Raw genomic sequence first — 24,465 nt, forward strand, 5'->3', positions numbered from 1 at the left:
TCGTTCTGGGATAAGGTTAAGTGGGTGGCTTCGATAACCGTTACCATGGAACTGTTCGACTTCCATATCATGCCCTATCAGTGGGTGACGGACGACGCGTGGCCGTTCCCGAACGACAGGTGGGACCCACAGAAGGGCTCGCAGTTGTACGACGACTACCTCGACGAGTTGGAGTACAGCGCGAACAACGGGTTCGACGGTATCGGGTTCAACGAGCACCACTTCTCTGCGTACGGGCTGATGCCGTCGCCGAACATCATGGCCGCCAACATGGCCGCCCGGACCGAGGACGTGACGCTCGCGTTCTTCGCGAACGTCTCCCCGACGCGGGCCAACCCCGTGCGTCTCGCCGAGGAGATCGCGATGCTCGACAACATGACCGAGGGGCGCATCCTGAGCGGGTTCGCACGTGGCATCCCGTCGGAGTACGCCTCCTGGAGCATCCCGATGGAGGAGTCCCGGCCCCGCTTCGAGGAGGCGTGGGACCTCATCGTCAAGACGTGGACCGCCGACGAACCGTTCGACTGGGACGGCGAGTTCTGGCAGTACGACAACGTCTACACCTGGCCGCGGCCGTACCAGGACCCCCACCCCGACCTCTGGATGCCCGCCGAGAGCGACGAGTCGCTCAAGTGGGCGGCCGAACACGACGTCGGCATCGGGTCGACGTTCAACACCCCCGAGGAGATGCGCGAGGCGTTCGACAAGTACCGCGACTTCGCGGCCGACGCCGGCAACTCGGCGGGCGACGACAAGTTCACCATCATGCGCTCGACGTACGTCGCCGAGACCGACGAGAAGGCCAAGGAGGAGGCCGAGGAGGCGCTGAAGTACCACTACAAGAACATCACCGCCGGGGTCCACAAGGGCGTCACCGCGTGGATGATGGGCGACGACCTCTACGACCCCGAACGGGAAGCGGAGTACCTGGAGAACCTCCACCCGCACGGTCAACTCGCGTGGAACTTCGACTTCGACGAGTACCTCGAACGCGGCGAGATCGTCGTCGGCAGCCCCGAGACCGTCGCGGCCGAGATCGAACGCCAGTACGAGATCGTCGGCGGGTTCGGGCGACTGGCCGGCCAGTTCACCTTCGGCAACCTCAGCCACGAGAAGGCGGTGAAGAACCGCGAGCTGTTCGTCGACGAGGTCATGCCGGAGCTCCAGCGGATGGGGCAGGTCACCGGCGGCACCGCCCAGGCGGCCGGCGCGGACGACTGATTCGTCCCGCGACACGGCCCCCGTCGACCCCGTCACGTGCGCACCCACTCCTCCGTTCGACCCGCTCCCCGAGCCACCGGACTGCCCGTCCGTCGAATTCGTGGGCACCTGACCTGTCGCCGTCCCCTCGCAGGTAGAACTAATGCGAACGCGCTCGGACTCAACGGACGGATGAGCCCAACACTACACCAGTCGTTACTGATGGTGTCGGACCTCGACGCCTCGACCGAGTTCTACGAGTCGGTCGTCGGTCTGCACCCGGACGAGGCGGCCGACAGCAACGTCGAGTACGCCACCGGTGAGGCGACGCTGGTACTGGAGTCGGACTTCGACGAGGACGTGCTCGACGCCTTCGGCCTCGACGCCCCGGGCGAGGACCGCGGCAGTGGCGTCATCGTCGCCATCGCCGTCGAGGACGCAGAGGCGGTCGACGCGGTCCACGAGCGAGCGAGCGAGCGACCACGGCGTGCACGTCCGGATGGAGCCGACCGACGTGGGCTGGGGGCGACGGATGGCGCTGCTCGCCGACCCCGACGGCTACACCGTCGAGGTGTCGGCCCCCCTGTGACCGGGGGCCCTGTATCTATAAGACGTGGGAGGCCGCTTGTCCGGTGTGATGCGGGCACAGGAGCCACACCCAGAGATTCAGGCGTTCATCGACCAGTCGGCCGACGCACCGGCGTTCCACGAGATGCCGATGGAGGACGTTCGGGCGACCACGAACACCGTGTTCGCCGTCGAGAACCCGACCGAGGTCGGGGAGGTCGTCGACCGAACCGTCCCCGGGGAGGCCGACGACGTCCCGATTCGCATCTACCTCCCGACGGGCGACGGCCCGTTCGGGGTGACGGTGTTCTTCCACGGCGGCGGGTTCGTCTCCGGCGGCCTCGACAGCCACGACGAACTCTGTCGGGAACTGGCGAACGCGGCGGGCGTCGCCGTCGTCGCCGTCGACTACCGACTCGCGCCCGAACACCCCTTCCCGGCGGCCGTCGTCGACGCCTACGCCGCGACCGAGTGGGTCGCCGAGAACGCCGACTCGTTCGGCGGTGACGCCTCCCGACTCGCCGTCGCCGGCGACTCCGCCGGGGGCAATCTCGCGGCCGTCGTCGCGCAGATGGCCCGCGACCGGGGCGGCCCGGACATCGCCTACCAGGCGCTGCTCTACCCGACCGTCTCGCACACGCAGGACTGGCCGTCGGTCGAGGAGAACGGCGAGGGGTACTTCATCGGCGCGGCGGACCTCGTCTGGTTCGACGACCAGTACTACGAACACGACGTCGACCGGATGAACGTCTACGCCTCGCCGCTGCTCGCGCCCGACTTCGAGGGACTCCCACCGGCGACGGTCGTCACCGGCGGGTTCGACCCGCTCCGGGACGAGGGGGTTGCGTACGCCGAGCGACTGGAGGCCGCCGGCGTCGACGTGACGCACCACCACTACGACGACGTCATCCACGCGTTCGTCCAGATGGCGGTCGCACCGTTCGGCTTCGAGCGTTCGGGCGAGGCGTTCGACGACGTGGCCGGCGACCTGCGCGACGCGCTGAACTGAGGCCGCGAGCGTCGTCGCGCTGGTCCGCCTCTCGCCGGGGAAACAGCCATGTACGTCGTCGCGAATGACTCGACACCCGGACCCGGGACGGCGTCCGCGACGGGTCGCCCGGCCACCGGCTACCGACGGGGGAACACACGACAGATGGCATTCTCGATCGACGGCGCGGTTTCGAGCGGTATCGGCACTGGCAAGGATTTCGTCGTCCTCGACGGCTACGCCGACCAGTTCGAGGAGCGACTCGGCTACGAACCGTATCCGGGGACGCTGAACCTCGTCCTCGACCGACGGGTCGACGGCGCGTTCGACGCCCTCGACGCCATCCTCGTCGAGGGGTGGGAGGCCGACGGCCGGTCGTTCGGCGGTGTCGACTGCTATCCCGCGAGCGTCGTCGACGACCCCGAATCGGTCCGTCTCCACGCCGTCGTGCCGCGTCGGACCGACCACGACGCCACCACCGTCGAGTTCGTCTCCCCGGTCGACCTCCGCGAGACGTTCGGACTGGACGACGGTGACCGACTCGAGGTCCGTATCGAGTCCGGGTAGTCGCGGGGCGCCACGCGCGGGGACGTGGCCGCCGACACCCACCGTGGACCGTCGCCGCGCCGGTCGGAGAACCAGTGGGGACCGGCGGGTCGAGTACCGGGAACAACGTTTATGTGTCGTGCAATCACGTATCAGACATGGAACCGGACCGAACGACGCGGGGGTGGCGGGCGTAGCATGTGGAGCGAGACGCTACTCCCGGACAGCCACGAGTACACCCGGCTCAATCCACGCGAGGGGGACCTGGAGGAAGCCGTCGAAGCGTTCGGTCACGGTACCCCGGTGCTCGTCCACGACGACGACGAGCGCGAGAACGAGGTCGACCTCGTGGTCCCGGCGTACGCGGTCACGCCGGCCGTCGTCGCCCAGCTGCGCAACGACGCCGGCGGCCTCGTCTGCGTCGCGCTGGCCGACGAGGTCGCGGCGGCGTTCGACCTCCCGTTCATGCACGACGCCGTCGACCACCCGGCGGGGCAGTCGACCGACATCGCCTACGACGAGCGCTCGTCGTTCTCGCTGACGGTGAACCACCGCGAGACGTTCACCGGTATCACCGACAACGACCGCGCGCGGACCATCGTCGAACTGAGCGAGGCCGCGGCCGCGCCCGTCGAGACCGACTTCGCCGGCGAGTTCGATACCCCGGGACACGTCCACCTGCTTCGTGCGGCCCCGAACCTCCTCGACGACCGGCAGGGTCACACCGAACTCGGCATCGCGCTCGCGGAACTGGCGGACGTCCCACCGGCCGTCGTCGTCTGTGAGATGCTCGACGACAGGACCGGCGGTGCGATGTCCCGGTCGAACGCGCTGACGTACGCACGGGCGAACGACTCCGTCTTCCTCACCGGGTCGACCGTGATCGACGAGATGCGGGCGTAAGGCCGGCGCTCGTCCTCCGCACGACCGCGGCTGCTCCGGCCTCGACGGGTCACGCCGTGTCCGCCCGACCCGCGCGTCCCTCGGACCGGACCTAGCTTCAATACGTCCGGCATCGAAGTCACGCCATGTCGATGCCCTCATCGGAGTACCCGACCCGGAGAGCCACGGACGTAGCGTACCTCGACCGCGACGAGTTCGACCCGCCCACCTCGTTGCTCAACCTCCCGTGGGTTGACTGTCACAACCACGCTCACACGCTGTCGTGGGCGGACCGCGAGAACTACTCGCTCGCCGGCTGTGAGGGGATGGTGATGGTCGCGTCGGGCTACCACTGGACGCCGTACAAGCCGGTCGAGGCACGGGACGTCCAGTTCCTGTGGGACGACGTCGTCAACCGCAAGCGGGCCATCGAGCGCGCGCACTTCTTCGACACCTACCTCGCGCTCGGAATCCACACCGGCGTCCGCATCGAGGACCCCGACGACCTGCTCGAACGCATGCGGTCGTACGCCGACCTCGACGGCGTCGTCGCCATCGGGGAGACGGGTATCACGCCGGCACAGCACGCCGAGGCGTGGGACCTCGCCGAACAGCGTGCGGTCGTCGAGGCGCAGATGGGAATCGCCGCCGACTGCGACCTCCCGGTCATCCTCCACACGCCCAACGTGGGCGTCGACCCGGACCGGGACTACCGCCCCGGCGTCGGCCTGCCGGGGTACGAGAGCAACGTCGAACTCGGTCAGGACCCGGTGCTGACCGGCGAGAACCCCGCGCTCGAAGCGGTGAAGATAGACGTCGAGGCGGCCGCCGACGCCGGCCTCCCCGAGGAGCGCATCGTCGCCTCCCACGCCGACACGAACAACGTCGACTACCTGCTCGGCGAGACGGACTGTTACGTCAGTTTCACCGTCGGGTACCCCTGGCTGACGGGTATCGACGCCGCGGACGTGGCGAACGCCATCGAGGCGTACGGTCCCGAGCGCGTCATGGTGGACACCGACTGCGCGAACGTCCTCAAGACGGACGTGTTCTCGGTCAAGCGTGCCATCCTCGAACTGTACCGCCTCGGCGTCGACGAGGAGACCATCCGGCAGGTCGTCTACGAGACCCCACGGGAGGTCTTCGGGCTCGGAACGGAGACCGGCGACTGACCTCCCGCTTATCTACCGGTGACGACAGGTGTTCGTCAGTTCGCCGACCCCGTCGACGCCGACCGTCACCGTATCGCCGTCGTCGAGCAGGACCTGCGGGTCGCGGTACACCCCGACGCCCGGCGGCGTGCCCGTGAACAGCAGGTCACCCGGCGAGAGGGTGAACGCGCGGCTACAGAACGAGACCAGTTCGTCGACGCCGAAGACGAGGTTCGCCGTCGTCGACTCCTGGAGTCGTTCGCCGTTCACCTCGGTCCAGATGTCGAGGGCGTGGGGGTCCTCGACCTCGTCCAGCGTCACGAGGTCCGGCCCGGTCGGCGCGAACGTGTCGAGGCTCTTCCCGCGGACCCACTGGCCGTCGCCGTGCTGGAGGTCCCGGGCGGAGACGTCGTTGCCGACCGTGAGGCCGGCGACGTAGTCGAGCGCCTCCTCCGGTTCGACGTCCCGCGCCTCGCGGCCGACGACGGCGACGAGTTCCCCCTCGTAGTCGACCTGCTCCGTGTACGCCGGGTCCCAGACGATGTCGCTCTCGGGGCCGGTGACGGTGGTCGGGAACTTCGCGAACAGCACCGGTTCGTCGGGGACGGGGTTGTCGCCCTCCTCGGCGTGGTCCACGTAGTTCAGCCCCACGCAGACGACCTTCCCCGGGTCGGAGACGGGTTCGTGGCGCACCAGCGTCCCGGGGTCGTGTATCCCGATTCCGGTCTCCAGCGCGTACTCGACGACGAGTTCGGCCTTTCGCTCCCAGTTCCACCCCGCGAGGAGCGACGAGAGCGCTCGCGGCACGTCGACGCCCGCCGCCGCGCCCGCGGTGGGGAGGTCGACGACGCCCCCCTCGACGCTCACGCCGCACCAGGGCCGCTCGGTCCCGTCCGTCGCGAATTGTCCGATACGCATCCCGCTCACTACCGGGCGCTCGTACTTAGCTGTCGGTGTCGCGGACGGGGCCGCCCGACGCACGGGTCCCCTCGGACCCAACAGTTATCGTCACGTCCGAACCTCTCCCCGTATGGAGCCGACCTTCGAACCGGAGCGGGTGGAGACCGTCACCTTCGACTCCTACGGGACGCTCGTCGACACCGGCGCCGCGAGCGAGGTGCTCGACGGCGTCGTGGACGACCCCGTCGCCGTCGCCCGGCGCTGGCGCGAGAATGCCCTGTTCTTCTCCGTCGTCGCGGGGGCGCTCGAGGAGTACGAGACGTACATGGAGATGCACTGCGACGGGTTACGGGACGCCCTCCGGGCCGAGGGCGTCGCGCTCGACGACGAGCGGGTTGTCGAGTTGAACGACGTCTACCACCGCCTCGACCCGTACGAGGACGTGGCGCGGGGGTTCGACCGCCTCGCCGACGCCGGATACTCGCCGTCCATCCTCTCGAACGGCAACCCCGAGATGCTCGACTCGCTGGTCGAGACGACGGGTATCGAGACGTCGGTCGAGGTCGTCGTGAGCGCCGACGAGGTCCGGACGTTCAAACCCGAGGCGTCGCTGTACGAACACGCCGCCGAACGCGTCGGGACGCCGGTCGACCGGGTGGCGCACGTCACCGCCCACTGGATGGACGTCCAGGGTGCGGACAACGCGGGGATGCAGGGCGTCTGGCTCGACCGCGACGGCGGCGAGTGGACCGCGTTCGGCGAGGACCCGTCGCTGGTCGTCGCGTCGCTCGACGAGTGCTGCGAGCGACTGGGCTGCTGAGTCGGGGGCGTCACGCCCCGTCGGTCGGTCGAACCGGCAGTTCGACGTGCGTGGGGTGGGTCCGCGAGTGGTGGACGGTGTTCCGCGCGACCTCGTAGTCGCGCCCGCCGTAGAGCGGGCCGCCGGTGTTGCGGTTCACGTCGTACCGGGGGAAGTTCGACGAGGAAATGTCGAGGCGAATCGAGTGACCGGGGCCGAACACGTTGGCGGTCGGGTACGGTTCCATGACGAACTCGTAGACGGTGCCGGGGTCGACGAAGTCCGGGTCGGTCCGGTAGCCGCGGTAGCGCGCGCGACAGATGCTGTCCGAGAGGTTCAGCGCGAAGCCGTTCGGGAAGTCCGCGGAGGGTGGGTACTCGTCCAGCAGTTTCGCCGTGAAGTCGGTGTCAGCGGCGTCCGTCTCGGCGGACACCCGGACCGTGATGGGACCCGTTATCTCGACGGCTTCCTCCAGGGGCGGCGTCCGGAAGACGAGGACGTCGTCGCGTTCCGCGAGCGGCCCGTAGGGGGGGTCGGCGCCGAAGGTCTCGGGGCGCGTGCGCTGGTCGTACCCCCCGCTCCCGGTGATGTCGAGGCGCTTCCGCTCGGCTATCGGGTACTCGAGGAGGGTGGCGTCGGTCTGTTCGAACGCGTGGTACGACGAGCAGTTCCCGCCGACCGTCGGCACGGGGTCGGTGGGGTCGAACCGGTAGGTGGTCGCGCTCTCCTCGGCGGTGGGCCGTTCGGGCGAGAGCGTCCCGTCCGGGTGGGCGTAGTAGGGGGTGAACTCGGTTCCAGGGAGGGGCCACTCCTCGGCGTGTCGCCACTCCCCGCCGTGGAACAGTCGCCCGCGGCCGGTCCGGTGGCCGTCGCCCGTCCCCATCCGCCAGTACTGGACCGTCGGCTGGTCGGCCCACGTCCCCTCGCCCTTCAGGTAGTGGTCGAAGAAGCGAAGGCGCATCGCCTGGTAGTCGCGCGTCGCCTCGGGGCCGAACGCCACCTCCCCGGCGTGGGGCGTGCGCCACGACGGGAGCGGATAGGCCTCCCAGCCGTGCGTCCACGGGCCGACGACGAGGTAGTGGTCGCTTTCCTTCCGCGCGGCGAGCGCCTCGAAGTTGTCGCAGGTCGCCTTCGTGTAGGAGTCGTACCAGCCGCCGGCGTAGACGGTGGGGACGTCCGCGCTCTCGTCGTAGTGGGCCTCGAAGTTCAGCCCCGGCGACGCCCAGAGGTCGGCCGACCCGTCGCTCGTCATGGCGTCGAAGAGCCACTCCTCGTACTCGGGGAGGTGTCGGAGCGGCGTGTTCCCCCGCTCGACGGGCCCGTTCGCCAGCAGGTCGCGGGTGTCGGTGTTCGCGAGGTGTGCCTGTATCTCCGGCGCGTCGAACGCCCGTTTGGCGAACCCGCCGCCGAGGACGAACGCCCAGCAGAGCCAGCGCAGTTCGAACGCGCCGTTGTGCCGGAACGTCGCGTCCCAGGCGTTCGCCGCCCCCTGGTTGACGAACATGGCTTCGAGGTGCGGCGGGTCCTGTGTCGCCAGCGCCGACTGGACCCACGCGCCGTACGACGAGCCGATGGTCCCCACCTGCCCGTCGCAGTACGGTCGCTCGGCCACCCACTCCACGGTGTCGTAGCCGTCCTCGGCCTCGTTGGCGAAGATGTAGAACTCGCCGCCGCTCCCGAACCGCCCGCGGACGTCCTGGACGGCGACGACGTAGCCGCGCTCGGCGAACCACTCGCCGTGTCGCTGCAGGTTGCTTCGCTTGTCGTAGGGCGTCCGGTCGAGCAGCGCCGGGACGGGCTCTGAGAGCGGGTCGCCGGTCGCCGGGTCCACCGGTCGGAAGACGTCCGTGGCGAGTTCGGTCCCGTCGCGCATCTCGACCATCACGTCGAGGTCGACGCGGACATCGTACTCGGGGGTCGATACCATACCCATCGTTCTCGCGTGTCACACATAACCGTTCACACGGGACCGCGGCCGCTCGACGGTGCCCGCCGTCGCGACCGGCGCGGCCGTCGCGACCGGATGGGTACCTCTATGTGGGAGCGCTCGCAAGCCGTGGGTAGTGCTACCGGTCGCAGACGGGCCGTACGTCCACGCGAGCGCGTCACGACGGAACGGACGGACCCGACGGCGACCGGGGACACACCCATCATTATGAAACTCGGACAATTCCAGACGGACGTCGTGGCCGCCCCCTGGGCCGGCGTCGTCGTCGACGACGGTGTCGTGTGCCTCGGCGAGGCGGGGGCTGCCGCGGGTATCGACCTCCCCGTCGCGCTTCGTGAGCTACTGGCGGAGTGGAACTGGCGGGAGAAGGCCGAACTCGCCGTCGACTACGCGGCGGAGACGGGGGTCGGACGGTACAACGAGGCCGACGTGACGACGGTCGCACCCATCACGTCGCCGGAGAAGGTCGTCTGCGTCGGGCTGAACTACAGCGACCACGCCGACGAAGGGGCGTTCGAGGTGCCCGACTCGCCCGTACTGTTCGCGAAGTTCCCCCAGTCGCTCGTCGGGCCCGACGAGCCGATCGAGTGGGACCCGGCCCTCACCGAGGCGGTCGACTACGAGGGGGAACTCGTCGCCGTCATCGGGGAGCGCGCCCGGAACGTCGCCGTCGAGGACGCCCTCGACTACGTCGCCGGCTACACCGTCGGTAACGACGTCTCCGCGCGCGACCTGCAGATGGCGGACGAACAGTGGGTGCGGGGCAAGAGCCTCGACACGTTCGGGCCGCTGGGTCCGTACCTGCTCACCCCGGACGAGGTCGAGGACCCCCACGCCCTCGACATCTGGACCGAGGTGAACGGCGAACGACTCCAGGAGTCCAACACGGAACACCTGATATTCGGTATCGACGAGGTCGTGGCCTTCTGTAGCCGCGCGTTCACCCTCTCGCCGGGGGACGTCATCTACACCGGGACGCCGGACGGGGTGGGGTACTTCCGGGACCCGCAGGTCCTGCTCGAGGACGGCGATACGGTGACGGTCGGTATCGAGGGGCTCGGCGAACTGACGAACAGCTGCCGGGAGACGGGCGACTGACGCGGTCGGACGGTCGTCCCGACCGGTTTCTCGATATAGCGATATGAGATATATTACGACCGTGTTGGCACGCACAGCCTGCTGACCCGCCCGCCCGGTACCGAGAGGCGACCCACGGTCGAGTCGGGAATCAGTGAGTCAGTGACTCAGTACCTCAGCGACTCCTCGATTCGCCGTCGTCCGACTGGGCGAGCGCGCGAATCCGCTCTTTCGTCTCCTCGGGGTGGGCCTCGAAGGCGACTTCGAAGACGGCGCGGTAGAAGTGCTTGTTCTTCTCCAGGACGTATCCCTCGCGCTTGAGTTGCTTCTTGAGGCGGGTGAACGTGACGTCGATGTCCTCGCTCTGGGTGGGTTCGACGTAGATGGTCGCGGAGTCCCAGTCCTCGCGGATGTTCAACTGGTCGTCGCGTTCCGTCCCGGACGACTGCGCCTCCGGAGTCGTCTCCCCTTCTCCTTCGGCCTCGTCGTCGGTCGTTCCACTGGATTCGCCCGTTCGCTCGTCGGTGCTCGCGGACGGGTCCTCGAACCGCTCGTCCATTCCGCGGGGCATCTCAGGCCTCCACCTCCGTCCGCTCGAACGCGCGTTCGAGCGTCGCCGCGACCTCGGAGAAGAGTTCGCGTTCGACGGTCTGGTCGTTCGCGTCCTCCCACTGGAAGACGTCCATCCCGTTGTCCCAGGCGCGCTGGATGGCGACGCGCATCGGGAGCCGGAAGACGGGCGCCATCGACGCCCACGAGTCGTCGAACGCCTCGAGGAACTTCCGCGACTGGCCGTCCGACCGGTACATGTTCGCCAGCAGGCCGACGATGGCGATGTCGATGCCCTGGTTCGTCTCGATGGACTCCAGCTGGTCCCAGAGGTCGTCGAGCGCGTCGCGCGAGGTCGCCTGGGTCTGGGCGGCGAGGAAGACGTTCTGTGCGGCGATGAACGCCGCGTCGGTCAGCACCGAGAGGTCGGGCGGACAGTCGACGAGGACGAAGTCGTACTCGTGGCCGTCGTCGATGAGGACTTCGAGTGCCTGTTTCAGCGAGAGGCGGGCGTTCGCGTCGTCCATCCAGTCGCGGGCCAGGCCCATGTCCTTGTGACTCGGGACGAGATCGAAGTTCAGGTGGTCGTACTCGTCGGCCTCGACGAGTATCTCCGAGAGCGCCGTGTCGTGGGTACGGGGGTTGTCGACGAGGACGTCGAGGAGGTTCGAATCGTCGGTGACGAGGAGGTTCGGCAGGTCGTTCTTCGGGTTCGAGGGGTCCGCGTCGTCTCCCGGCCCGAGGCCGAGGCCCTTCGTCATGTCCGCCTGCGGGTCGAGGTCGATGGCGAGGACGTCGTGTCCACGGGTCGCGAGCGCCCCCGCGCTGTTGATCGTCGCGGTAGTCTTCCCGGTCCCACCCTTCTGGTTTCCGAACGCGACCGTGGGAACGCCCGTCGAGGGCGTGACGGCCCAGCCGCGCGGTACGTCACTCATACCTGAGTCATTGAATCAGGGAGTCATAAACGTACGTCAGACAATCGGGGCGACCCGGAGCACTCGCACGACGAGCCACCCGGCCTGCGCCTGCACGCCCAATGGGGTACGTTTCGACCAAAATCGTTGAATCAGTGATTCAAGGAAGCAACGACTCGTGTACTCAGGGCGGACGACAATCCGAGCGCCGTATGTGGAATTCGACCAGTAGTAAGTGAATCAGTGACATCAGGAGTCAACGAATCAAAGATGTAATGAACGGCCAAATCAACGACATAAAGTCAAGGAATCAATGAATCATTGACTCAGTGTATCAGTAAATCAGTACATCAATGAATCACGAAAGCATCGACTGCAGGCTCAGGGAATCATCGACCGATGGAGTCGGTGAATCCCGGAGTCCACCAATCAGTGATTCAATGAAACGTCGAACGCGTCGGGGACGCCCGCTCGACGGGCAACGACGCACCACGCCGTCGAATCAGGGAATCCGTAGGTATCGGATTCGAGGAGTACGTGAGTCACGGATTCCATGAGACGGTAGGCGAACACGCGAAAAGGAACCGTCCCGGTGCCCCAGAGTGGCAGACAGGGCGACAAACGGGCGCTCACTGCACGTCTCAGTCGGCGAACGCGTCCGCCAGTCGGTCGCGCATGAACTCACGCCGGACCCGGCGGGACCGCGAGTCGGAGAGGTAGTTCCGCACGACGACCCGGGGGTCGCTGCTCCCCTGCTCCGCGGCGATGGTCTCGACCCCCTCGAGGACGCCCTCCAGGACGGCGGTGTAGGTGTCGTACCAGAAGCGCCGACACAGCTGTGGACTCGGCCGCTCCCCGCCGATACGGGCGGGGAGGTCGGCCTCGGCAGCGAGCGCCTGGAACCAGTTCCGGACCGTGTTACGGGTCACGTGGGGCGTTTCGCCCCGAGCGGAGGGGAAGAGATAACCCGTCCACGCGTCGTCGACCGCCAGTTCGTCGACGCGCGCATCGAGCGCCGCGAGGCCGAACAGCACCGAAACCTCGCCCGGACCGTTCTTGCGGTCGTCGAACCGGACGTAAGGGACGTCGTCGTCGGGGACGTCACGGGTAATCTGTGAGGCGTGCAGCGCGGCGACCTCGCTCGCCCTGAGTCCCCACCCGGCGAGGGCGGTCACCAGGAGTCGGTCCCGCGGGGTCGAGGCCGCCCGCGTCAGCGCCCGGACGTGTGTCGCCGAGAGCGCCGGCGTCGACGACGCGGCCGTCTCCCACTTGAACTCGTCGTAGAGGCCGCTCGCGGGGTTCAGCGAGGCGACGCGCCGCCCCACCAGGTGCTGGTACCAGGCGTCGACGACGCGGCGCACCCGCTGGAGCGTCTGGGCGCTGTACGCACGGTCGGCCCCCTCGTTCAACCAGTCGAACGCCGCGTAGCAGGCGTCGACGGCCGCGTGGGCGGGCGTCTCGCGCTCACGGAGGACCGGCGTGAGGAGGTCGTCCGTCCCGTTCGCCTCCCGGTACGCTCGCACGTAGAGGTTCAGTCGGGTTCGAAGGGCGTCGACGGACGACGCCGCGAGCCCGTGTCGCGACCGCCGACGGTCGAGGAAGCGTTCGAGGGCGTCGACGGTCCGCCCGTCCGCGGTCGCCCACGCGTAGCCGTCGTCGACCGACCCGAGTCCGAGGTCCTCGGTCCAGAACTCCCCGAAGGAACGGCCGTGATGGCGCCGCAGCGCCGCGAGAAACGACCGGGCCCCGTGGTCGCGGAACCACTGGTGCGTGGGTCGCTCGCACGTCGGGTCGATACCCGTCGCCTCCAGACACGGGGCGACCCGGTCGCGGTACAGGGCGACGAACTCCTCCAGCGAACACGCCGACCACCGAACGTCGTCGAACGAGGGCGTTCGACGGCCGTCGAGTCCGTCCGTTTCGGTCGGCTCCGGCCGGGTCATTCGAGCCCCCGTCGACTCGGTCGGTCCGCGCGTCGAGCGCGACGAGGCTCGGCGGGAAGCCCGCTCGCTGGCCGGTCCGCCGGTGGTGAGAGCGCCATCTACTGGTCGTACGCCGTTTCAGTCGGTTTACTAATCAATCTGTGGGTTAGGCAGACCAGTTCAGTCTGCGTACCCCACGCCCCTCACGCACCGAAATGACCCCAAATCGATGAATTCTATGTTGATATATCGAAATCGCGAGCAGTGGTTCCACAGAGGTTCGGCGTTTGGATTTCTACAAATCACACGCTCGAAGGACTGTACCACCCGTGAATCAGTCAGTAGTAGATATTCACCAGCTGTCACTCTACCATGAGTCACCAGTCAGCACCGCAGCGGGTCGTCGGCCACTCAGCAGTCATCAGTTGCCGCTTTTGATAGACACTGAGCGTGAGTCTGTCATCAGTCTCAGGCGGATTGTTATCGGGTACGTCGGTAGGGGTGTTGGTACTGCTAATAGGATATGTGGGATGGCCACTTGCCCAAAGTGATTTATTAATCTATAAATTATAATTCATATCAATGGTCCTTGGAACACTCCTGAACCTCTTCTTCGACTTCATATTTATCGTGATTGCAGTGTATGTCGGGGCGTACTTAGCACTTGCAAACTTTCATTATACCTCAGAACCAGACAGTACAGCCTCCACCGGTGACACACCACCCGAGACACGGGACGAGTGAGTAGTTCCCCGAGTACAGAGCGCGTCTCTCGCTCCCCGCTCAGTTGGCGATAATCCGGGCGATCCAGACGATCGGGACGACCGGGATGGCCAGTCCCGTGACCAGAAGCACGATCGCGATCAGGACTTTCTCCGCACGACTCGAGTCGTGCCATATCGAGTGCCACATGTCGTCGATCGACTGTGCCGTTCGCTGAATCAGTTGAGCCATGTTCTGAATTCCGGGTAACGAGACCAAAAGCCTGCGGCCTGCACGAGTCGGAGACGCTTCGAGGACGGACCGGCTCACCGTCCGGGGGGTCTGCGTGTCGAGCGAACGTGTTCACGGAGCCCGTAGACGAAGGGGGCGCCGAGGACGACCGCGCCCCCACCCATGAGCGTGTACCCGAGCGTCGAGATGCGGCGGCTGTCCTCCTCCCCGACGACGAGGACCCCACGCATGCCCTCCTCGCCGTACTCGGTACACTCGTACCTGCTCACGCCATCGCCGTCGAACGCGACCGCGAAGCGGTGTCCCGCCCCCGCGACCTGTTCGCTGTGGTACCCGAGGTCGGCGTCCGTCACGTCGTAGAGCTGGTCGCCGACCCACTCCCAGACGACGGTCGTCCCGGGGTCGATACGCATCGCCGGCGGGTCGAACGCGTACGGGCCCCCGTTGCCCTCCGCGCCCACCTCGACGACGACCTCGGACTCACCGCGCCGGTCGACGAGTTCGTGGTAGTTCTCGGTGTCCGCCAGCCAGCCGTCGTAGGTCTCGTCGGGACGGGTCGGCGTGTCGGTCCCACCGCCGCCACCGCCCAGCGAGACCGTCACGTCACCGACCACGACGGCGCCTCTCATCCCCACCGACTCGTGGGGGGTACAGGCGTAGCGCGTGACCCCTGTCGAGTCGAGGGTCGTCTCGAAGGTGTCGCCGCTCGACTGGTAGTACTCCGATTCGAACGCGCCGTCCTTCGCGACGACGTTGTGGGACCCACCGTCGCCGGTCCACGTCCAGACGACGGTCGTCCCGGGGTCGACGCGGACGGCAGCGGGCGCGAACGCGAACGCACCGCCGTTCCCCGCTGCCCCCACGGTGACCTCGACGCGTGACTGTCCGCGGGCGTCGGTCACCTCCGCGACGCCCTCGGTGTTCGCGAACCACGCCGCGAGGTCGACCGCCGCTCCGCCCGCCTGCGCCGTCGCGGAACCCGCGAGCAGTCCCGGTGCGACCATCGCACCGGCCGTCGCCGCGAGGAACCGCCGGCGAGTCGTGTCGGTCATCGCCATCACGCCTCGTACCCCGCGTAGTCCATCACCGTCCGGAACAGTTCGGTGTCCATCGCCTCCCGGTAGACGACCGCGTTGAGCATTCCGCCGGGGTAGGACGACCCGTTGCGGACGTGGTCGACCTTGTGACAGTGCATGAGGTAGATGCCGGGGTCGGCGTCGGCCTCGAACTCCACGGTGTACCGTTCGGCAGGCGCGACGTTCACCACGTCCTGGTCGAACTGGAGCGCCTCGGGCATCGGACTGCCGTCCTTCTCGACGACGCGGAACCGGTGGTTGTGGACGTGCAGCGGGTGGCTCATGAACCCGGCGTTGACCCAGTGGACACGGACCGTGTCACCCGATTCGACGATGACGGGCGAGCCGGTCTCGGGGTGGAACGTCGCGGGCGCGGACTTCCCGTTGAACGTGAAGGCGTCGGCCGTCCGACCGGTGAGGTCGTAGCTGACGTCCTCACCGCCGTGTTGTCGCGACAGGCGGGTGTCCCACTCCTTGGCCGTCATGAAGTACTCCTTGTCCGCTTCCTCGTAGCCCTCCGGGTCGACGCGCAGGATGCCGTACATCCCCATGTCCATGTGCATCGGCGTCTGGTAGTGGCAGTGATACAGGTGGGTCCCGGGGACGTTCGCCGGGATGTCGTAGGTGTGGCTCTCGCCGGGCATCACCGTGATACCGGTCGTCGTCGGCACCCCGTCGTTCTCCCACGTCTTGCGCACGCCGTGGAAGTGCAGCGTGTGAGGGACCTCCATCTCGGAGTTGTCGAGGGTGATCTTCAGGTCGTTCCCCTCGGTCGTCCGGAGGATGGGACCGGGGACGCTCGGCGTGCCGTCGTCGGCCTGGAACGCCCAGACGACGGGGAGGTCGACCGGTCCGCCCATCGTCTCGCCAGGGTGGATGGCGTGGTGCGCCATCACCGACTTGATCGTCACCTCGTGCCCCCGCTCGTCGAGGTTCACGACCTCCGGACGGCCGGTCGAGGGGAGGTCGGAGGGGGCCCGGGTGCTGTTGGGAGCGGTGTCGACGACGGATGCGGACGGCGACGACACCGTGGTACAACCCGCCGTCGCGAGGAGACCGGCCGACCCGGTCGCGGCGAGGAACTGTCGTCGGGAGATACCTCGTCCAGGAGCGCCAATCTCGGACATACATATAACCGTTGAACAGTGCGGGAGATAAGCAGGTCATCCGATTCTCGGGGCGTAGGAACGAGCCGCTAGTGGGAGGAGCCCCCGAGTGCTAGGTTCGAGGGAACGTGTCCAGCAGGTGAGACCACGCCCTTCGACGGGTCACGTGGCAGGTTCCGGCGCGAGCCACCCGAGGGCGACGCCGGAGACGGCGACGACGCCGGCGAGGAGGAAGGCCGCGTCGAAGCCGGCGGTGTCGACGACAGCGCCACCGACGATCGGCGCGACGAACGCCCCGGCGAGGCCGACGCTCGTCTGGAACGCTACCGCCGTCGCGGCGACGCGGGCGTCGACGAGTTCCCGGACGTAGCTGAACGAGAGCCCGATCGTCAACTGAATCGCGAACCCACTGGCGAGCAGCACGGCCACCAGGACCGGTATCGCCTGTAGTCGCGTGAAGCCGAAGACGAGCGGCGCCGCGACCACGAACGAACCCACCACGACGGGCTGTCGTCGACCGCTGAACACCCGGTCCGAGAGGATACCGCTGCTGGTCCGCGACAGGACGCCCACTGCAGGAAACACGGAGACGAGGAGGCCACTCACCGCCACCGAGAGGCCCATCTCGCGGGTGAGATACGGCCCACCCCAGCTGTTGACGAACAGGTACAGGGCGTACCCGAGGAACCCGAGCCCGCCGACCAGCCAGACGTGGCGGTCGCGGAGGACGGCCCCGAACTCGGAGAGCGACGGTGCGTCCCCGGCGCTGTGACCGAGCCCCCGACTCGTCGGCCAGAAGAGCACGAGACCGAGGAGGGCGAGCCCGTTGAACGCGAGGAAGATGGCCGGCCAGCCGAACCGTGCCGCGATCAGTGGTCCGACCGCCTGGCCGAGGGCGAACCCGACCGGTCCGCTGGCGGTGAAGATTCCGACGGCCGTCGCGCGGCGGTCGCGCTCGACCGCTCTGCTGACGATGTCGATGCCGGCGTTCCAGACGGCGACGTACGCGACTCCACCCAGTACGCGGGACGCCACGACGGACCGGAAGTCACCGCTGCGGCCAGCCACCCACCCCCACACCCCGGCGACGAACAGCGTGAGAACGGCGACGGCCATCGCCGTTCGCGTGTTCGTCCGGTCGAGCCCGATACCGATGGGGACGCTCGCCACGACGGCCGTCCCGAACATCGTGCCCACGAGGAGTCCCGCCGCCGTCGCATCCACACCGAGCGACTCCTGAACCAGTGGCGTCACGCTCGCAGGGGCGATCTCGTAGGCAGCGAGCCCCGTCGAGATGAGACTGGCTCCGGCGACGAGTCCCCAGAGTCGTCGCGGCTGTCGGTCGGGGGGCGGACCACCTGCTCGGGCGGTGTTCACCACCGTCGATCGTTCGGTCATCTCCGGTCGCTCCGTGGTCTTCGACCGAGGGTGCGATAACTCTGCCTGGTATGCGATAGATGGTTCCCCTCGACGGGGAACGAGGACTGCCACGTCCGGACGGGCGACCCGCCCGGTGGAGGGAGTGTGCGACCGGGGCGCGAACGTCCCCGTACGTCGACACGGCCGTCGGCGTCCGGGCGGTGTGCGTGGAGTGGACACCCGGTGTCGGGTGCGGTGCAGCTCGGACTCGGCGTGTCCGGACAGTCGTCTTCGACGAGGTATCCCGTACTCACTGTCCAGGGCTCGGGTCGTCTCGGACTTATCGATGGGTGTTGAACACCGAATGAAGTAACGGCAGACGCGTTCGTGTTTCAACAGTGCGAACAGCTATCGCTCCACAAACGGTTCCTCGCCGGACCCCCCGACGGACCGTCGATTCGGTCCGCCGTTCGAACGACGCTGCCAGCGCGCGCTGCTCCCCGAGTGACTGCGACCTCCGCTCCCGAACGCCGGTACGTTCAACCAGCTCGACGTTCAGTATTCAACAATGGTTCCCCCCGCTGGACCCCTCGATGCGACACACATCGCGCTCGTCGGAGCGGCACGGTGGATGGACGCGTTCGGAGAGCGGTTGGAGACCGAGACGGCGGCCGCCGTGCGGCGGGTTCCGACGGCAGCGACGGCGCTCGACGTCGTCCGGGAGGACGCCGTCGACTGTGTCGTCTGTGAACACACGCCCGAGGCCGCCTCCGGTGTCGACCTCGTGGCGTCGATCCGAGAGGAGACGGCGACGCTTCCAGTCGTCATGTGTACGGCCGACGGCGACGAGGCGACGGCGAGTGCCGCCATCGGCGCGGGCGTCTCGGATTACGTCGCACTGGACGAACCGCCCGACGACCAGTTCGACGACCTCCTCGCTCGTGTGGACCGGGCCGTCCGGAACGCGAAGCGAGCGACGACGCGGCGAGACAGAGCCCGACAGTTCGACGCCATCTTCCACGACGCCCGGGCCGCGACCTGGGTGCTCGACGCCGACGGGACGGTCGTTCGGGTCAACGAGACGGCTCGTGACCAGGTATCCGGCACCGTCGAGGACGTCGTCGGGGAGCCGTTCTGGGCGCTCCCCTGGTGGGCACACGACGACGCGGTCCGGGCGGACGTCCAGCGAGTCGTCGAGACCGCACGTCGGGGGCGGTTCGGCCACGCGGTCGTCCCTCGCTCGTCGTTCGAGGAGCCGGCCGACGTCGTCGAACTCTCCGCCCGTCCCGTCCACGACGGGTTCGGTGACCTCGTCTCGGTCGTCGTCGAAGGGGTCGACATCACCGAGCGCGTGACGCTCGAACGCGACCTCCGCCGGTCCGAGGAGCTCCACCGGGTGACGCTCAACAACATGACCGATACGATCCTCATGACCGACGAGTCCGGTGAGTACACCTACGTCTGTCCGAACGTCCACTTCATCTTCGGGTACACCGCCGAGGAGATCCGCCGACGGCGACCGGTCGACGACCTCCTCGGCGAGGACCTGTTCGACCGCGACGAACTCGCCGCGAAGGGCGTCCTCAAGAACATCGAGTGTACCGCGACGGACAAGGCTGGACGCGAACACACGCTGCTGGTCAACGTCCGCGAGGTGTCGATTCAGGACGGCACGCTGCTGTACAGCTGTCGCGACATCACGAAGCGAAAGCAGCGCGAAGAGGCGTTGGCGACGCTCCACAGGACGGCCCGGGACGTCCTGTACGCCGAGACGCCGTACGGGATCGCACAGCACATCGTCGACGATGCCGCCGGCGTCGTCCATCTCGACGCGAGTGCGGTGTACCTGTTCGACGCCGACGAGAACGAGCTACGGCCGGTCGCGCAGTCCGCCGCGATGCGTGCGTTGCACGGCCCGCTGCCGACGGTACGAGCGGACGACCCGGGACTCGTCAGCGACAGTTTCCTGAACGACGAGCCGCTGTTCTTCGACGACGTCCACGACTCGGAGCGACTCGACAACCGCGCGACCGACCTCCGAAGTGTCGCCTACATCCCGCTGGGCGACCACGGCGTGTTCGTCGTCGGCTCGGCGGCGGTCGGTCGGTTCGACCCGGTGAGCCGGGAGCTGGCGGACCTGTTGGCGGCGACCGGCGAGGCCGCGCTCGACCGCGTCCGACGCGAGGGTCGATTGCGACGACAGGAACGACAGCTCCAGCGACGAAACGCCGAGCTCACCGCCCTCAACCGTATCAACGAGATCATCCGGGAGATCGACCAGGCGCTCGTCGCGGCCGAAACCCGCGCGGAGATCGACCACGCGGTCTGCGAGCGCCTGACCGACGACGACCGGTTCTCGTTCGCGTGGATCGGTGTGCTCGACACCGCGAACGACGTCGTCGAGCCACGCTCGTGGGCCGGGGAGGAACGTGGCTATCTGGACGCTCGCTCGTTCACCGTCGCGGCGTCGGCGGTCGAACCGGCTGGCCGGACCGCAGCGACCCACGCCGTGACGACCGTCGACAACGTCGCCGAGCGCCTCCGACAGGAACCGTGGCGAACGGACGCCCTCTCGCGCGACTTCCTCTCGATCGTGAGCGTGCCGCTCGCCTACGACGAGTTCACCTACGGCGTCCTGACGGTGTACGCGGACACCCAGGGGGCGTTCGACGACACGACGCGGGACGTCGTCGTCGAACTCGGCGAGACCATCGCGTCCGCGACCAGTGCGATCGAACGGAAGAACGCGTTACTGACGACGTCCGTGACACGCGTCGAGTTCGGCGTCGACGACCCGTCGTTCGTTCTCACGCGCCTCGCCCGGGACGCGGAGTGTCGACTCACCTATCGAGGCGGCGTCCAGCAGACCGAACGCGGGAGCGACGTCTTCGTGACGGTCGACGGCGCGCCCGTCGAGGCGGTTCGGGAGGCGGCGAGTGCCCTCGTGGCCATCGAGCGGGTCCAACCCATCAGTTCCGACGCGTCCGGTGGCGTCGTCCGACTGCGAATCGCACAGCCGTTTCTGGCCCTCGAACTGGCCGACCACGGTGCGGTCCTCCAGCGGGTCGTCGCCGAGGACACCGGGACCACGCTCCGCATCGACGTCCCGGAGTCGGTCGACGTTCGCCACATCACTCAACTGGTCTCGAACTCGGTCGACGGCGTCGAGTTGCGGTCGAAGCGGACGCTCGATCGCTCGTCGACGCGAGACCTCTACTCGCGGTTCCTGGAGCAGGTCACCGACCGCCAACTCGAGGTGCTCCAGACCGCGTACTACAGCGGGTTCTTCGAGTCGCCACGGGACAGTACCGGCGAGGACGTCGCGGCGGCGCTCGACATCTCGCCGGCCGCGTTCTATCGGCACGCGCGCACCGTGCAACGCAAACTCTTCTCGACCCTGTTCGACGAGGTCGGCGTCGCCGCGTTCCCGGCGACGGGGAACTGACGTCGGGACCACAGTGGCTCGCCGGTTGCTCGTCGTCACGCGACTGCTGTGGGAGGCACGGTGCGGGGAGGGGGGAGGTTCGAGTACGTTGAACAACGAACTGGCGTGTTCTACGCCGGTTGGATGTTGAACTAGTACGCGGATAAGCCGACACGGCGTACGTCCTCGTGACGATGAGAGATGTCGAATACGACCCCCGGGAGGAATCGGCGTACGAGTGCTTCGACTGCGGCACCATCGTGGTCGCCGAGTCCTGTCCGAGTGCGTGCCCCGACTGTGGCGGCGCGATGCGCAACCGCTTGACGACGTTCGAATAGGCCGCGGTGAGCGACGCACGGCAGTCGGCACGGCCGGATGCAGCCGAAACCTCCGCGTCCGGTCGGAGATGACTCTGCCCCCCTCGGCGACGCGGTCGCCGTACGTACCGTCGAGTCGTCAGTTCGTGTACCCCTCACCGTCGACCGGTCCGGCAAACGTCCCGTAGAGGAACTTGAAGTACCACAGCACCAGCACCAGGACCGGCAGCCCGAACACCGTGGTGAGATTCAGCGCGAGCGGCGAGACGACGGCGGCGTCGATGGTCAGCCCGCTCGCGGGGTAGATCGTCGGGTACAGCAGGACGGCGACGAGGCCGACGAGGAGGAACGACAGCACGAACGTGGTACCGAACCACAGTCGGTGGCGACCCCGCCGTGCAGCGACGAGCCCGCCGACGCCGACGCCGACGCTGGCGAGGACGACCGCGGCCGCAGGCGCCGTGAGGAGTAGCGTCCGCACGTCGGAGGGACCGAGCCAGTAGACGACGCCCAGCAGGACGACGACCCCGCCGAGGTAGGCAACGGTCGAGGCGGTCCCGTATCGAACCATATCGTCGGCGAGCGAGCCGCTGGTTTTCGCCGCGACGAACGCTGCGCCGCTGGTCAGACAGAGCGCCACCACACCGACGCCGGTCAGCAGGCTCGGCAGGCTGATCGCGGCCGTTCCGAAGATCCAACTGCCAACGAGCGTCCCGAGGAGCAGCGGCGTGACCGTACTTCCGACGACGAACAGCCGGTCGCAGAGCTCGTGCCACTCGGCGTTCTCGCGCTGTTCGCGAAGTTCGGGCGCGACGCCGCGAACCAGCAGGCTCATGACGACGAGAATCGCCAGCAGGTACTGTTCACTCAACAGGCGTGAGTAGACAGCCGGAAACGCCGCCAGCAGCGTCGTCCCGAAGGCGACCAGCCAGACCTCGTTCGCGTCCCAGATCGGGCCGAACGCCGCCAGAAGGGTCTCGCGGTCACGTTCGTCACGTGTCGCGTACAGCATCCCGATTCCGAAGTCCATGCCGTCGAGGGCGACGTACATCGCCAGCGCGAACAGGATGACCCCGAACCAGACGGTCGGCAGCGACGGGACGAGGTAGGCGTCGACCGGAACGAACAGGGGACTAGTCATCGCCGTTCACCCACGGAAGTTGCGGTCGGCTGCGGTCGCCCTCGTCACGGACCCCCATCCGTTCGAGTTCGTCCTCCATCAGCCACTTGAGGGTGAAGCCGAAGGCGGTCACCAGAGCGAGATACAGCAGGACGAACGCCACGAGCGTTCCCGTGACCTCGCTCGCAGTGAGCGTTGTCGACACCGCGTCGTTCGTCCGGAGGACGTCCTGGATCACCCACGGCTGTCGGCCGATCTCGGTGACGTACCAGCCGGTGAGCAGGGCGACGAAGCCGAGCGGCGAAGCGAGCATCATCGCCTGCAGGTACCGGGTTCGTTCGCGGAGTTGACCCTTGCGCATGAGGTTCCCGCCCCACAGCGCGAGGCCGATGAAGAGGAAACCGAGACCGACCATCGCGCGGAACGACCAGAAGACTACCGCGACCGGTGGGTTCTCGTCGTACTCGTGGAGGCCGGTGATTTCCGCGTCGAAATCACCGCCGCTGGCGAGGAACGAGCCCAGGGCGGGCAGACTGATCGTAAAGAGGTTGTCCGTTCGCGGGTCGGTCATCGCATCGAGGCTCCGGGGAACCGCGATCAGGTGGAGGTCGGCCTGCCCGGTCTCGTAGTGGGCCTCCATCGCCGCGAACTTCTGTTCCTGGGTGTCGGCGATGTGTCGACCGTACGCGTCGCCGTGGATCGCCTGAAACGGGGCCGTGACGAGCAGGAGTACGACCGCCGCCCGGAGCGCGGTGTTCCACGCCTCCGAATCGCGCTTTCGCCAGACGAAGTAGGCCGAGATCCCGGCGACCAGCAACGTGACGGAGATCACCGAGGCGTTGATCATGTGGACGTACATCCACGGCATCCGTGGAGTGAAGAACGCCGCCACCGGATCGGTGAGCTGGGCGACCTCCATTCCGTTGCGCTCGACGAGTTCGAACCCCTGCGGGGTCTGCATCCACGCGTTGACGACCAGAATCCAGAAACCCGAGAGCCACGCCCCCGCGCCGGTCAGCACCGACGAGAGGACGTAGGTCCGGTCCGAAACGCGCTCGCGGCCGAATAGGAGGACGCCCAGGAAGACGGCTTCGAGGAAGAAGGCCATCTTCGCCTCGAAGGCCAGCGGGCCGCCGATCATCTCCCCGGCAGCCTCCGCAAACACCGGGAAGTTCGTCCCGAACTGGAAGCTCATCGGAATCCCGGTGACCGTGCCCATGACGAAGCCAACGGCGAAGACCTTGGTCCAGAACTCCCTGAGATGGGTGTACCGTCGGTCGTCGGTTCGAACGTCCTTCCACGTGAAATAGATGATAAACGGCGCGAGCCCGATCGAGAGCGCCGCGAAGACGATGTGGACGGTGATCGTCCAGCCGAACTGGAGTCGGCTGCCGAACTCGGGTGACAACAGCGCGCTTTGTTGTACGATTTGAACAATGGTGACGAGTGAATAATCGAGTATCATGACGTTCGAACCACTGTCCGAACGTAAGACGACGATTCGATTATAGACGCTGCCGATTCTCACTCGGGAAGAATGGCCGTGCAGTAATTGTGAACTACTGATTCGAGCGACTCGCTGGCACGGTCGTACGGGTCGCTAGCGTGTCGGTCCTGGGCCGTCGGCTGGGACCGCTCGTTTGCACGGACGGCGACCGTGACCGCT

General features: G+C 67.4%; 22 protein-coding genes and 1 pseudogene. 12 read left to right on the forward strand and 11 right to left on the reverse strand.

Translation table 11 applies throughout. The features are described from left to right. Nucleotides 1-45: 45 nt before the first annotated feature. The 7 genes and pseudogenes from P1Y20_RS16605 to P1Y20_RS16635 all read left to right on the forward strand — a co-directional run bounded on the left by P1Y20_RS16605 (nucleotide 46) and on the right by P1Y20_RS16635 (nucleotide 5,355). Complete coding sequence (locus P1Y20_RS16605; RefSeq protein WP_304449827.1) at nucleotides 46-1,221, forward strand: LLM class flavin-dependent oxidoreductase; 1,176 nt, start codon at nucleotides 46-48, stop codon at nucleotides 1,219-1,221. Between the two features lie 201 nt (nucleotides 1,222-1,422). Beyond that, nucleotides 1,423-1,593: pseudogene (locus P1Y20_RS18805) on the forward strand (hypothetical protein); the annotation flags it as partial. A 106-nt stretch (nucleotides 1,594-1,699) separates the two neighbouring features. Continuing rightward, nucleotides 1,700-1,789 carry a VOC family protein gene (locus P1Y20_RS16615; protein WP_304449829.1) on the forward strand — a complete coding sequence of 30 codons (90 nt, stop codon included), beginning with the start codon at nucleotides 1,700-1,702 and terminating at the stop codon, nucleotides 1,787-1,789. 48 nt (nucleotides 1,790-1,837) lie between these two features. Next, nucleotides 1,838-2,776: a LipP1 family hormone-sensitive lipase gene (gene lipP1, locus P1Y20_RS16620; RefSeq protein ID WP_304449830.1), complete on the forward strand. Its 939-nt coding sequence runs from the start codon at nucleotides 1,838-1,840 to the stop codon at nucleotides 2,774-2,776. 144 nt (nucleotides 2,777-2,920) lie between these two features. Next, nucleotides 2,921-3,322: a DUF120 domain-containing protein gene (locus tag P1Y20_RS16625; protein ID WP_304449831.1), complete on the forward strand. Its 402-nt coding sequence runs from the start codon at nucleotides 2,921-2,923 to the stop codon at nucleotides 3,320-3,322. 177 nt (nucleotides 3,323-3,499) lie between these two features. Next, on the forward strand, nucleotides 3,500-4,204 hold the full coding sequence (ribB, locus tag P1Y20_RS16630; protein WP_304449832.1) for a 3,4-dihydroxy-2-butanone-4-phosphate synthase: 705 nt from the start codon (nucleotides 3,500-3,502) through the stop codon (nucleotides 4,202-4,204). A 125-nt stretch (nucleotides 4,205-4,329) separates the two neighbouring features. Beyond that, a complete protein-coding gene (locus tag P1Y20_RS16635) occupies nucleotides 4,330-5,355 on the forward strand; it encodes a TatD family hydrolase (RefSeq protein WP_304449833.1) in 1,026 nt (341 codons plus the stop codon). A 12-nt stretch (nucleotides 5,356-5,367) separates the two neighbouring features. On the opposite strand, the gene P1Y20_RS16640 is transcribed toward P1Y20_RS16635, so the two are convergent. Further along, a complete protein-coding gene (locus P1Y20_RS16640) occupies nucleotides 5,368-6,252 on the reverse strand; it encodes a fumarylacetoacetate hydrolase family protein (protein ID WP_304449834.1) in 885 nt (294 codons plus the stop codon). Between the two features lie 112 nt (nucleotides 6,253-6,364). Here P1Y20_RS16640 and P1Y20_RS16645 point away from each other — a divergent pair, with 112 nt between their 5' ends. Next, the gene (locus P1Y20_RS16645; RefSeq protein ID WP_304449835.1) at nucleotides 6,365-7,054 is read left to right on the forward strand and encodes a haloacid dehalogenase type II; all 690 of its coding nucleotides are present in this window, start codon (nucleotides 6,365-6,367) and stop codon (nucleotides 7,052-7,054) included. A gap of 10 nt (nucleotides 7,055-7,064) precedes the next feature. Here the strand turns inward: P1Y20_RS16645 and P1Y20_RS16650 are convergent, their stop codons facing one another. Then, nucleotides 7,065-8,960, reverse strand: a complete 1,896-nt coding sequence (locus P1Y20_RS16650) for a CocE/NonD family hydrolase (protein ID WP_304449836.1) — start codon at nucleotides 8,958-8,960, stop codon at nucleotides 7,065-7,067. A 228-nt stretch (nucleotides 8,961-9,188) separates the two neighbouring features. On the opposite strand from P1Y20_RS16650, the gene P1Y20_RS16655 reads away from it, so the two are divergent. Then, nucleotides 9,189-10,079, forward strand: coding sequence for a fumarylacetoacetate hydrolase family protein (locus tag P1Y20_RS16655; RefSeq protein WP_304449837.1), 891 nt, complete (start codon nucleotides 9,189-9,191; stop codon nucleotides 10,077-10,079). Between the two features lie 154 nt (nucleotides 10,080-10,233). Here the strand turns inward: P1Y20_RS16655 and P1Y20_RS16660 are convergent, their stop codons facing one another. From P1Y20_RS16660 to P1Y20_RS16670, 3 genes are all read right to left on the reverse strand, one after another. After that, entirely contained in the window at nucleotides 10,234-10,629 is a 396-nt protein-coding gene (locus P1Y20_RS16660) for a DUF8160 family protein (RefSeq protein WP_304449838.1), read from the reverse strand. Nucleotide 10,630: 1 nt separating this feature from the next. After that, entirely contained in the window at nucleotides 10,631-11,542 is a 912-nt protein-coding gene (locus tag P1Y20_RS16665; protein WP_304449839.1) for a ParA family protein, read from the reverse strand. A 620-nt stretch (nucleotides 11,543-12,162) separates the two neighbouring features. Further along, nucleotides 12,163-13,464, reverse strand: a complete 1,302-nt coding sequence (locus P1Y20_RS16670) for a tyrosine-type recombinase/integrase (RefSeq protein ID WP_304449840.1) — start codon at nucleotides 13,462-13,464, stop codon at nucleotides 12,163-12,165. A 561-nt stretch (nucleotides 13,465-14,025) separates the two neighbouring features. On the opposite strand from P1Y20_RS16670, the gene P1Y20_RS16675 reads away from it, so the two are divergent. Next, nucleotides 14,026-14,187 (forward strand): hypothetical protein, encoded by a 162-nt coding sequence (locus P1Y20_RS16675; RefSeq protein WP_304449841.1) that lies wholly within the window; start codon nucleotides 14,026-14,028, stop codon nucleotides 14,185-14,187. A 39-nt stretch (nucleotides 14,188-14,226) separates the two neighbouring features. Here P1Y20_RS16675 and P1Y20_RS16680 read toward each other — a convergent pair whose 3' ends face one another. The 4 genes from P1Y20_RS16680 to P1Y20_RS16695 all read right to left on the reverse strand — a co-directional run bounded on the left by P1Y20_RS16680 (nucleotide 14,227) and on the right by P1Y20_RS16695 (nucleotide 17,977). Beyond that, nucleotides 14,227-14,397, reverse strand: coding sequence for a hypothetical protein (locus P1Y20_RS16680; protein WP_304449842.1), 171 nt, complete (start codon nucleotides 14,395-14,397; stop codon nucleotides 14,227-14,229). 74 nt (nucleotides 14,398-14,471) lie between these two features. Beyond that, on the reverse strand, nucleotides 14,472-15,449 hold the full coding sequence (locus tag P1Y20_RS16685; protein WP_304449843.1) for a halocyanin domain-containing protein: 978 nt from the start codon (nucleotides 15,447-15,449) through the stop codon (nucleotides 14,472-14,474). A 5-nt stretch (nucleotides 15,450-15,454) separates the two neighbouring features. Beyond that, nucleotides 15,455-16,600, reverse strand: coding sequence for a multicopper oxidase domain-containing protein (locus P1Y20_RS16690; RefSeq protein WP_304449844.1), 1,146 nt, complete (start codon nucleotides 16,598-16,600; stop codon nucleotides 15,455-15,457). A gap of 141 nt (nucleotides 16,601-16,741) precedes the next feature. Further along, nucleotides 16,742-17,977 carry an MFS transporter gene (locus tag P1Y20_RS16695; RefSeq protein WP_304449845.1) on the reverse strand — a complete coding sequence of 412 codons (1,236 nt, stop codon included), beginning with the start codon at nucleotides 17,975-17,977 and terminating at the stop codon, nucleotides 16,742-16,744. A 529-nt stretch (nucleotides 17,978-18,506) separates the two neighbouring features. Here P1Y20_RS16695 and P1Y20_RS16700 point away from each other — a divergent pair. Both P1Y20_RS16700 and P1Y20_RS16705 read left to right on the forward strand, forming a co-directional pair. Then, nucleotides 18,507-21,383, forward strand: a complete 2,877-nt coding sequence (locus P1Y20_RS16700; RefSeq protein ID WP_368662189.1) for a bacterio-opsin activator domain-containing protein — start codon at nucleotides 18,507-18,509, stop codon at nucleotides 21,381-21,383. 173 nt (nucleotides 21,384-21,556) lie between these two features. Next, a complete protein-coding gene (locus tag P1Y20_RS16705; RefSeq protein WP_304449847.1) occupies nucleotides 21,557-21,700 on the forward strand; it encodes a rubrerythrin-like domain-containing protein in 144 nt (47 codons plus the stop codon). 118 nt (nucleotides 21,701-21,818) lie between these two features. Here the strand turns inward: P1Y20_RS16705 and P1Y20_RS16710 are convergent, their stop codons facing one another. Together P1Y20_RS16710 and P1Y20_RS16715 are read right to left on the reverse strand one after the other, a co-directional pair. Continuing rightward, nucleotides 21,819-22,820, reverse strand: a complete 1,002-nt coding sequence (locus tag P1Y20_RS16710) for a cytochrome d ubiquinol oxidase subunit II (RefSeq protein ID WP_304449848.1) — start codon at nucleotides 22,818-22,820, stop codon at nucleotides 21,819-21,821. After that, nucleotides 22,813-24,264: a cytochrome ubiquinol oxidase subunit I gene (locus tag P1Y20_RS16715; RefSeq protein ID WP_304449849.1), complete on the reverse strand. Its 1,452-nt coding sequence runs from the start codon at nucleotides 24,262-24,264 to the stop codon at nucleotides 22,813-22,815. The genes P1Y20_RS16710 and P1Y20_RS16715 overlap by 8 nt, the downstream gene beginning before the upstream one ends. Nucleotides 24,265-24,465: the final 201 nt, after the last annotated feature.

Origin of the sequence: Halomarina ordinaria, assembly GCF_030553305.1 — an archaeon.
In the GTDB taxonomy this organism is placed as follows: domain Archaea; phylum Halobacteriota; class Halobacteria; order Halobacteriales; family Haloarculaceae; genus Halomarina; species Halomarina ordinaria.

Excerpts from the sequence above, each read along its gene's own strand:
- P1Y20_RS16690 (WP_304449844.1), bottom strand. The coding sequence starts at position 16,600 with ATGTCCGAGATTGGCGCTCCTGGACGAGGTATCTCCCGACGACAGTTC.
- P1Y20_RS16640 (WP_304449834.1), bottom strand. The coding sequence starts at position 6,252 with ATGCGTATCGGACAATTCGCGACGGACGGGACCGAGCGGCCCTGGTGC.
- P1Y20_RS16670 (WP_304449840.1), bottom strand. The coding sequence starts at position 13,464 with ATGACCCGGCCGGAGCCGACCGAAACGGACGGACTCGACGGCCGTCGA.
- P1Y20_RS16685 (WP_304449843.1), bottom strand. The coding sequence starts at position 15,449 with ATGACCGACACGACTCGCCGGCGGTTCCTCGCGGCGACGGCCGGTGCG.
- P1Y20_RS16700 (WP_368662189.1), top strand. The coding sequence starts at position 18,507 with ATGGTTCCCCCCGCTGGACCCCTCGATGCGACACACATCGCGCTCGTC.
- P1Y20_RS16625 (WP_304449831.1), top strand. The coding sequence starts at position 2,921 with ATGGCATTCTCGATCGACGGCGCGGTTTCGAGCGGTATCGGCACTGGC.
- lipP1 (WP_304449830.1), top strand. The coding sequence starts at position 1,838 with ATGCGGGCACAGGAGCCACACCCAGAGATTCAGGCGTTCATCGACCAG.
- ribB (WP_304449832.1), top strand. The coding sequence starts at position 3,500 with ATGTGGAGCGAGACGCTACTCCCGGACAGCCACGAGTACACCCGGCTC.
- P1Y20_RS16650 (WP_304449836.1), bottom strand. The coding sequence starts at position 8,960 with ATGGTATCGACCCCCGAGTACGATGTCCGCGTCGACCTCGACGTGATG.
- P1Y20_RS16710 (WP_304449848.1), bottom strand. The coding sequence starts at position 22,820 with ATGACTAGTCCCCTGTTCGTTCCGGTCGACGCCTACCTCGTCCCGTCG.
- P1Y20_RS16680 (WP_304449842.1), bottom strand. The coding sequence starts at position 14,397 with ATGGCTCAACTGATTCAGCGAACGGCACAGTCGATCGACGACATGTGG.
- P1Y20_RS16665 (WP_304449839.1), bottom strand. The coding sequence starts at position 11,542 with ATGAGTGACGTACCGCGCGGCTGGGCCGTCACGCCCTCGACGGGCGTT.
- P1Y20_RS16675 (WP_304449841.1), top strand. The coding sequence starts at position 14,026 with ATGGTCCTTGGAACACTCCTGAACCTCTTCTTCGACTTCATATTTATC.
- P1Y20_RS16705 (WP_304449847.1), top strand. The coding sequence starts at position 21,557 with ATGAGAGATGTCGAATACGACCCCCGGGAGGAATCGGCGTACGAGTGC.
- P1Y20_RS16645 (WP_304449835.1), top strand. The coding sequence starts at position 6,365 with ATGGAGCCGACCTTCGAACCGGAGCGGGTGGAGACCGTCACCTTCGAC.
- P1Y20_RS16605 (WP_304449827.1), top strand. The coding sequence starts at position 46 with ATGGAACTGTTCGACTTCCATATCATGCCCTATCAGTGGGTGACGGAC.
- P1Y20_RS16655 (WP_304449837.1), top strand. The coding sequence starts at position 9,189 with ATGAAACTCGGACAATTCCAGACGGACGTCGTGGCCGCCCCCTGGGCC.
- P1Y20_RS16660 (WP_304449838.1), bottom strand. The coding sequence starts at position 10,629 with ATGCCCCGCGGAATGGACGAGCGGTTCGAGGACCCGTCCGCGAGCACC.
- P1Y20_RS16635 (WP_304449833.1), top strand. The coding sequence starts at position 4,330 with ATGTCGATGCCCTCATCGGAGTACCCGACCCGGAGAGCCACGGACGTA.
- P1Y20_RS16615 (WP_304449829.1), top strand. The coding sequence starts at position 1,700 with ATGGAGCCGACCGACGTGGGCTGGGGGCGACGGATGGCGCTGCTCGCC.
- P1Y20_RS16715 (WP_304449849.1), bottom strand. The coding sequence starts at position 24,264 with ATGATACTCGATTATTCACTCGTCACCATTGTTCAAATCGTACAACAA.
- P1Y20_RS16695 (WP_304449845.1), bottom strand. The coding sequence starts at position 17,977 with ATGACCGAACGATCGACGGTGGTGAACACCGCCCGAGCAGGTGGTCCG.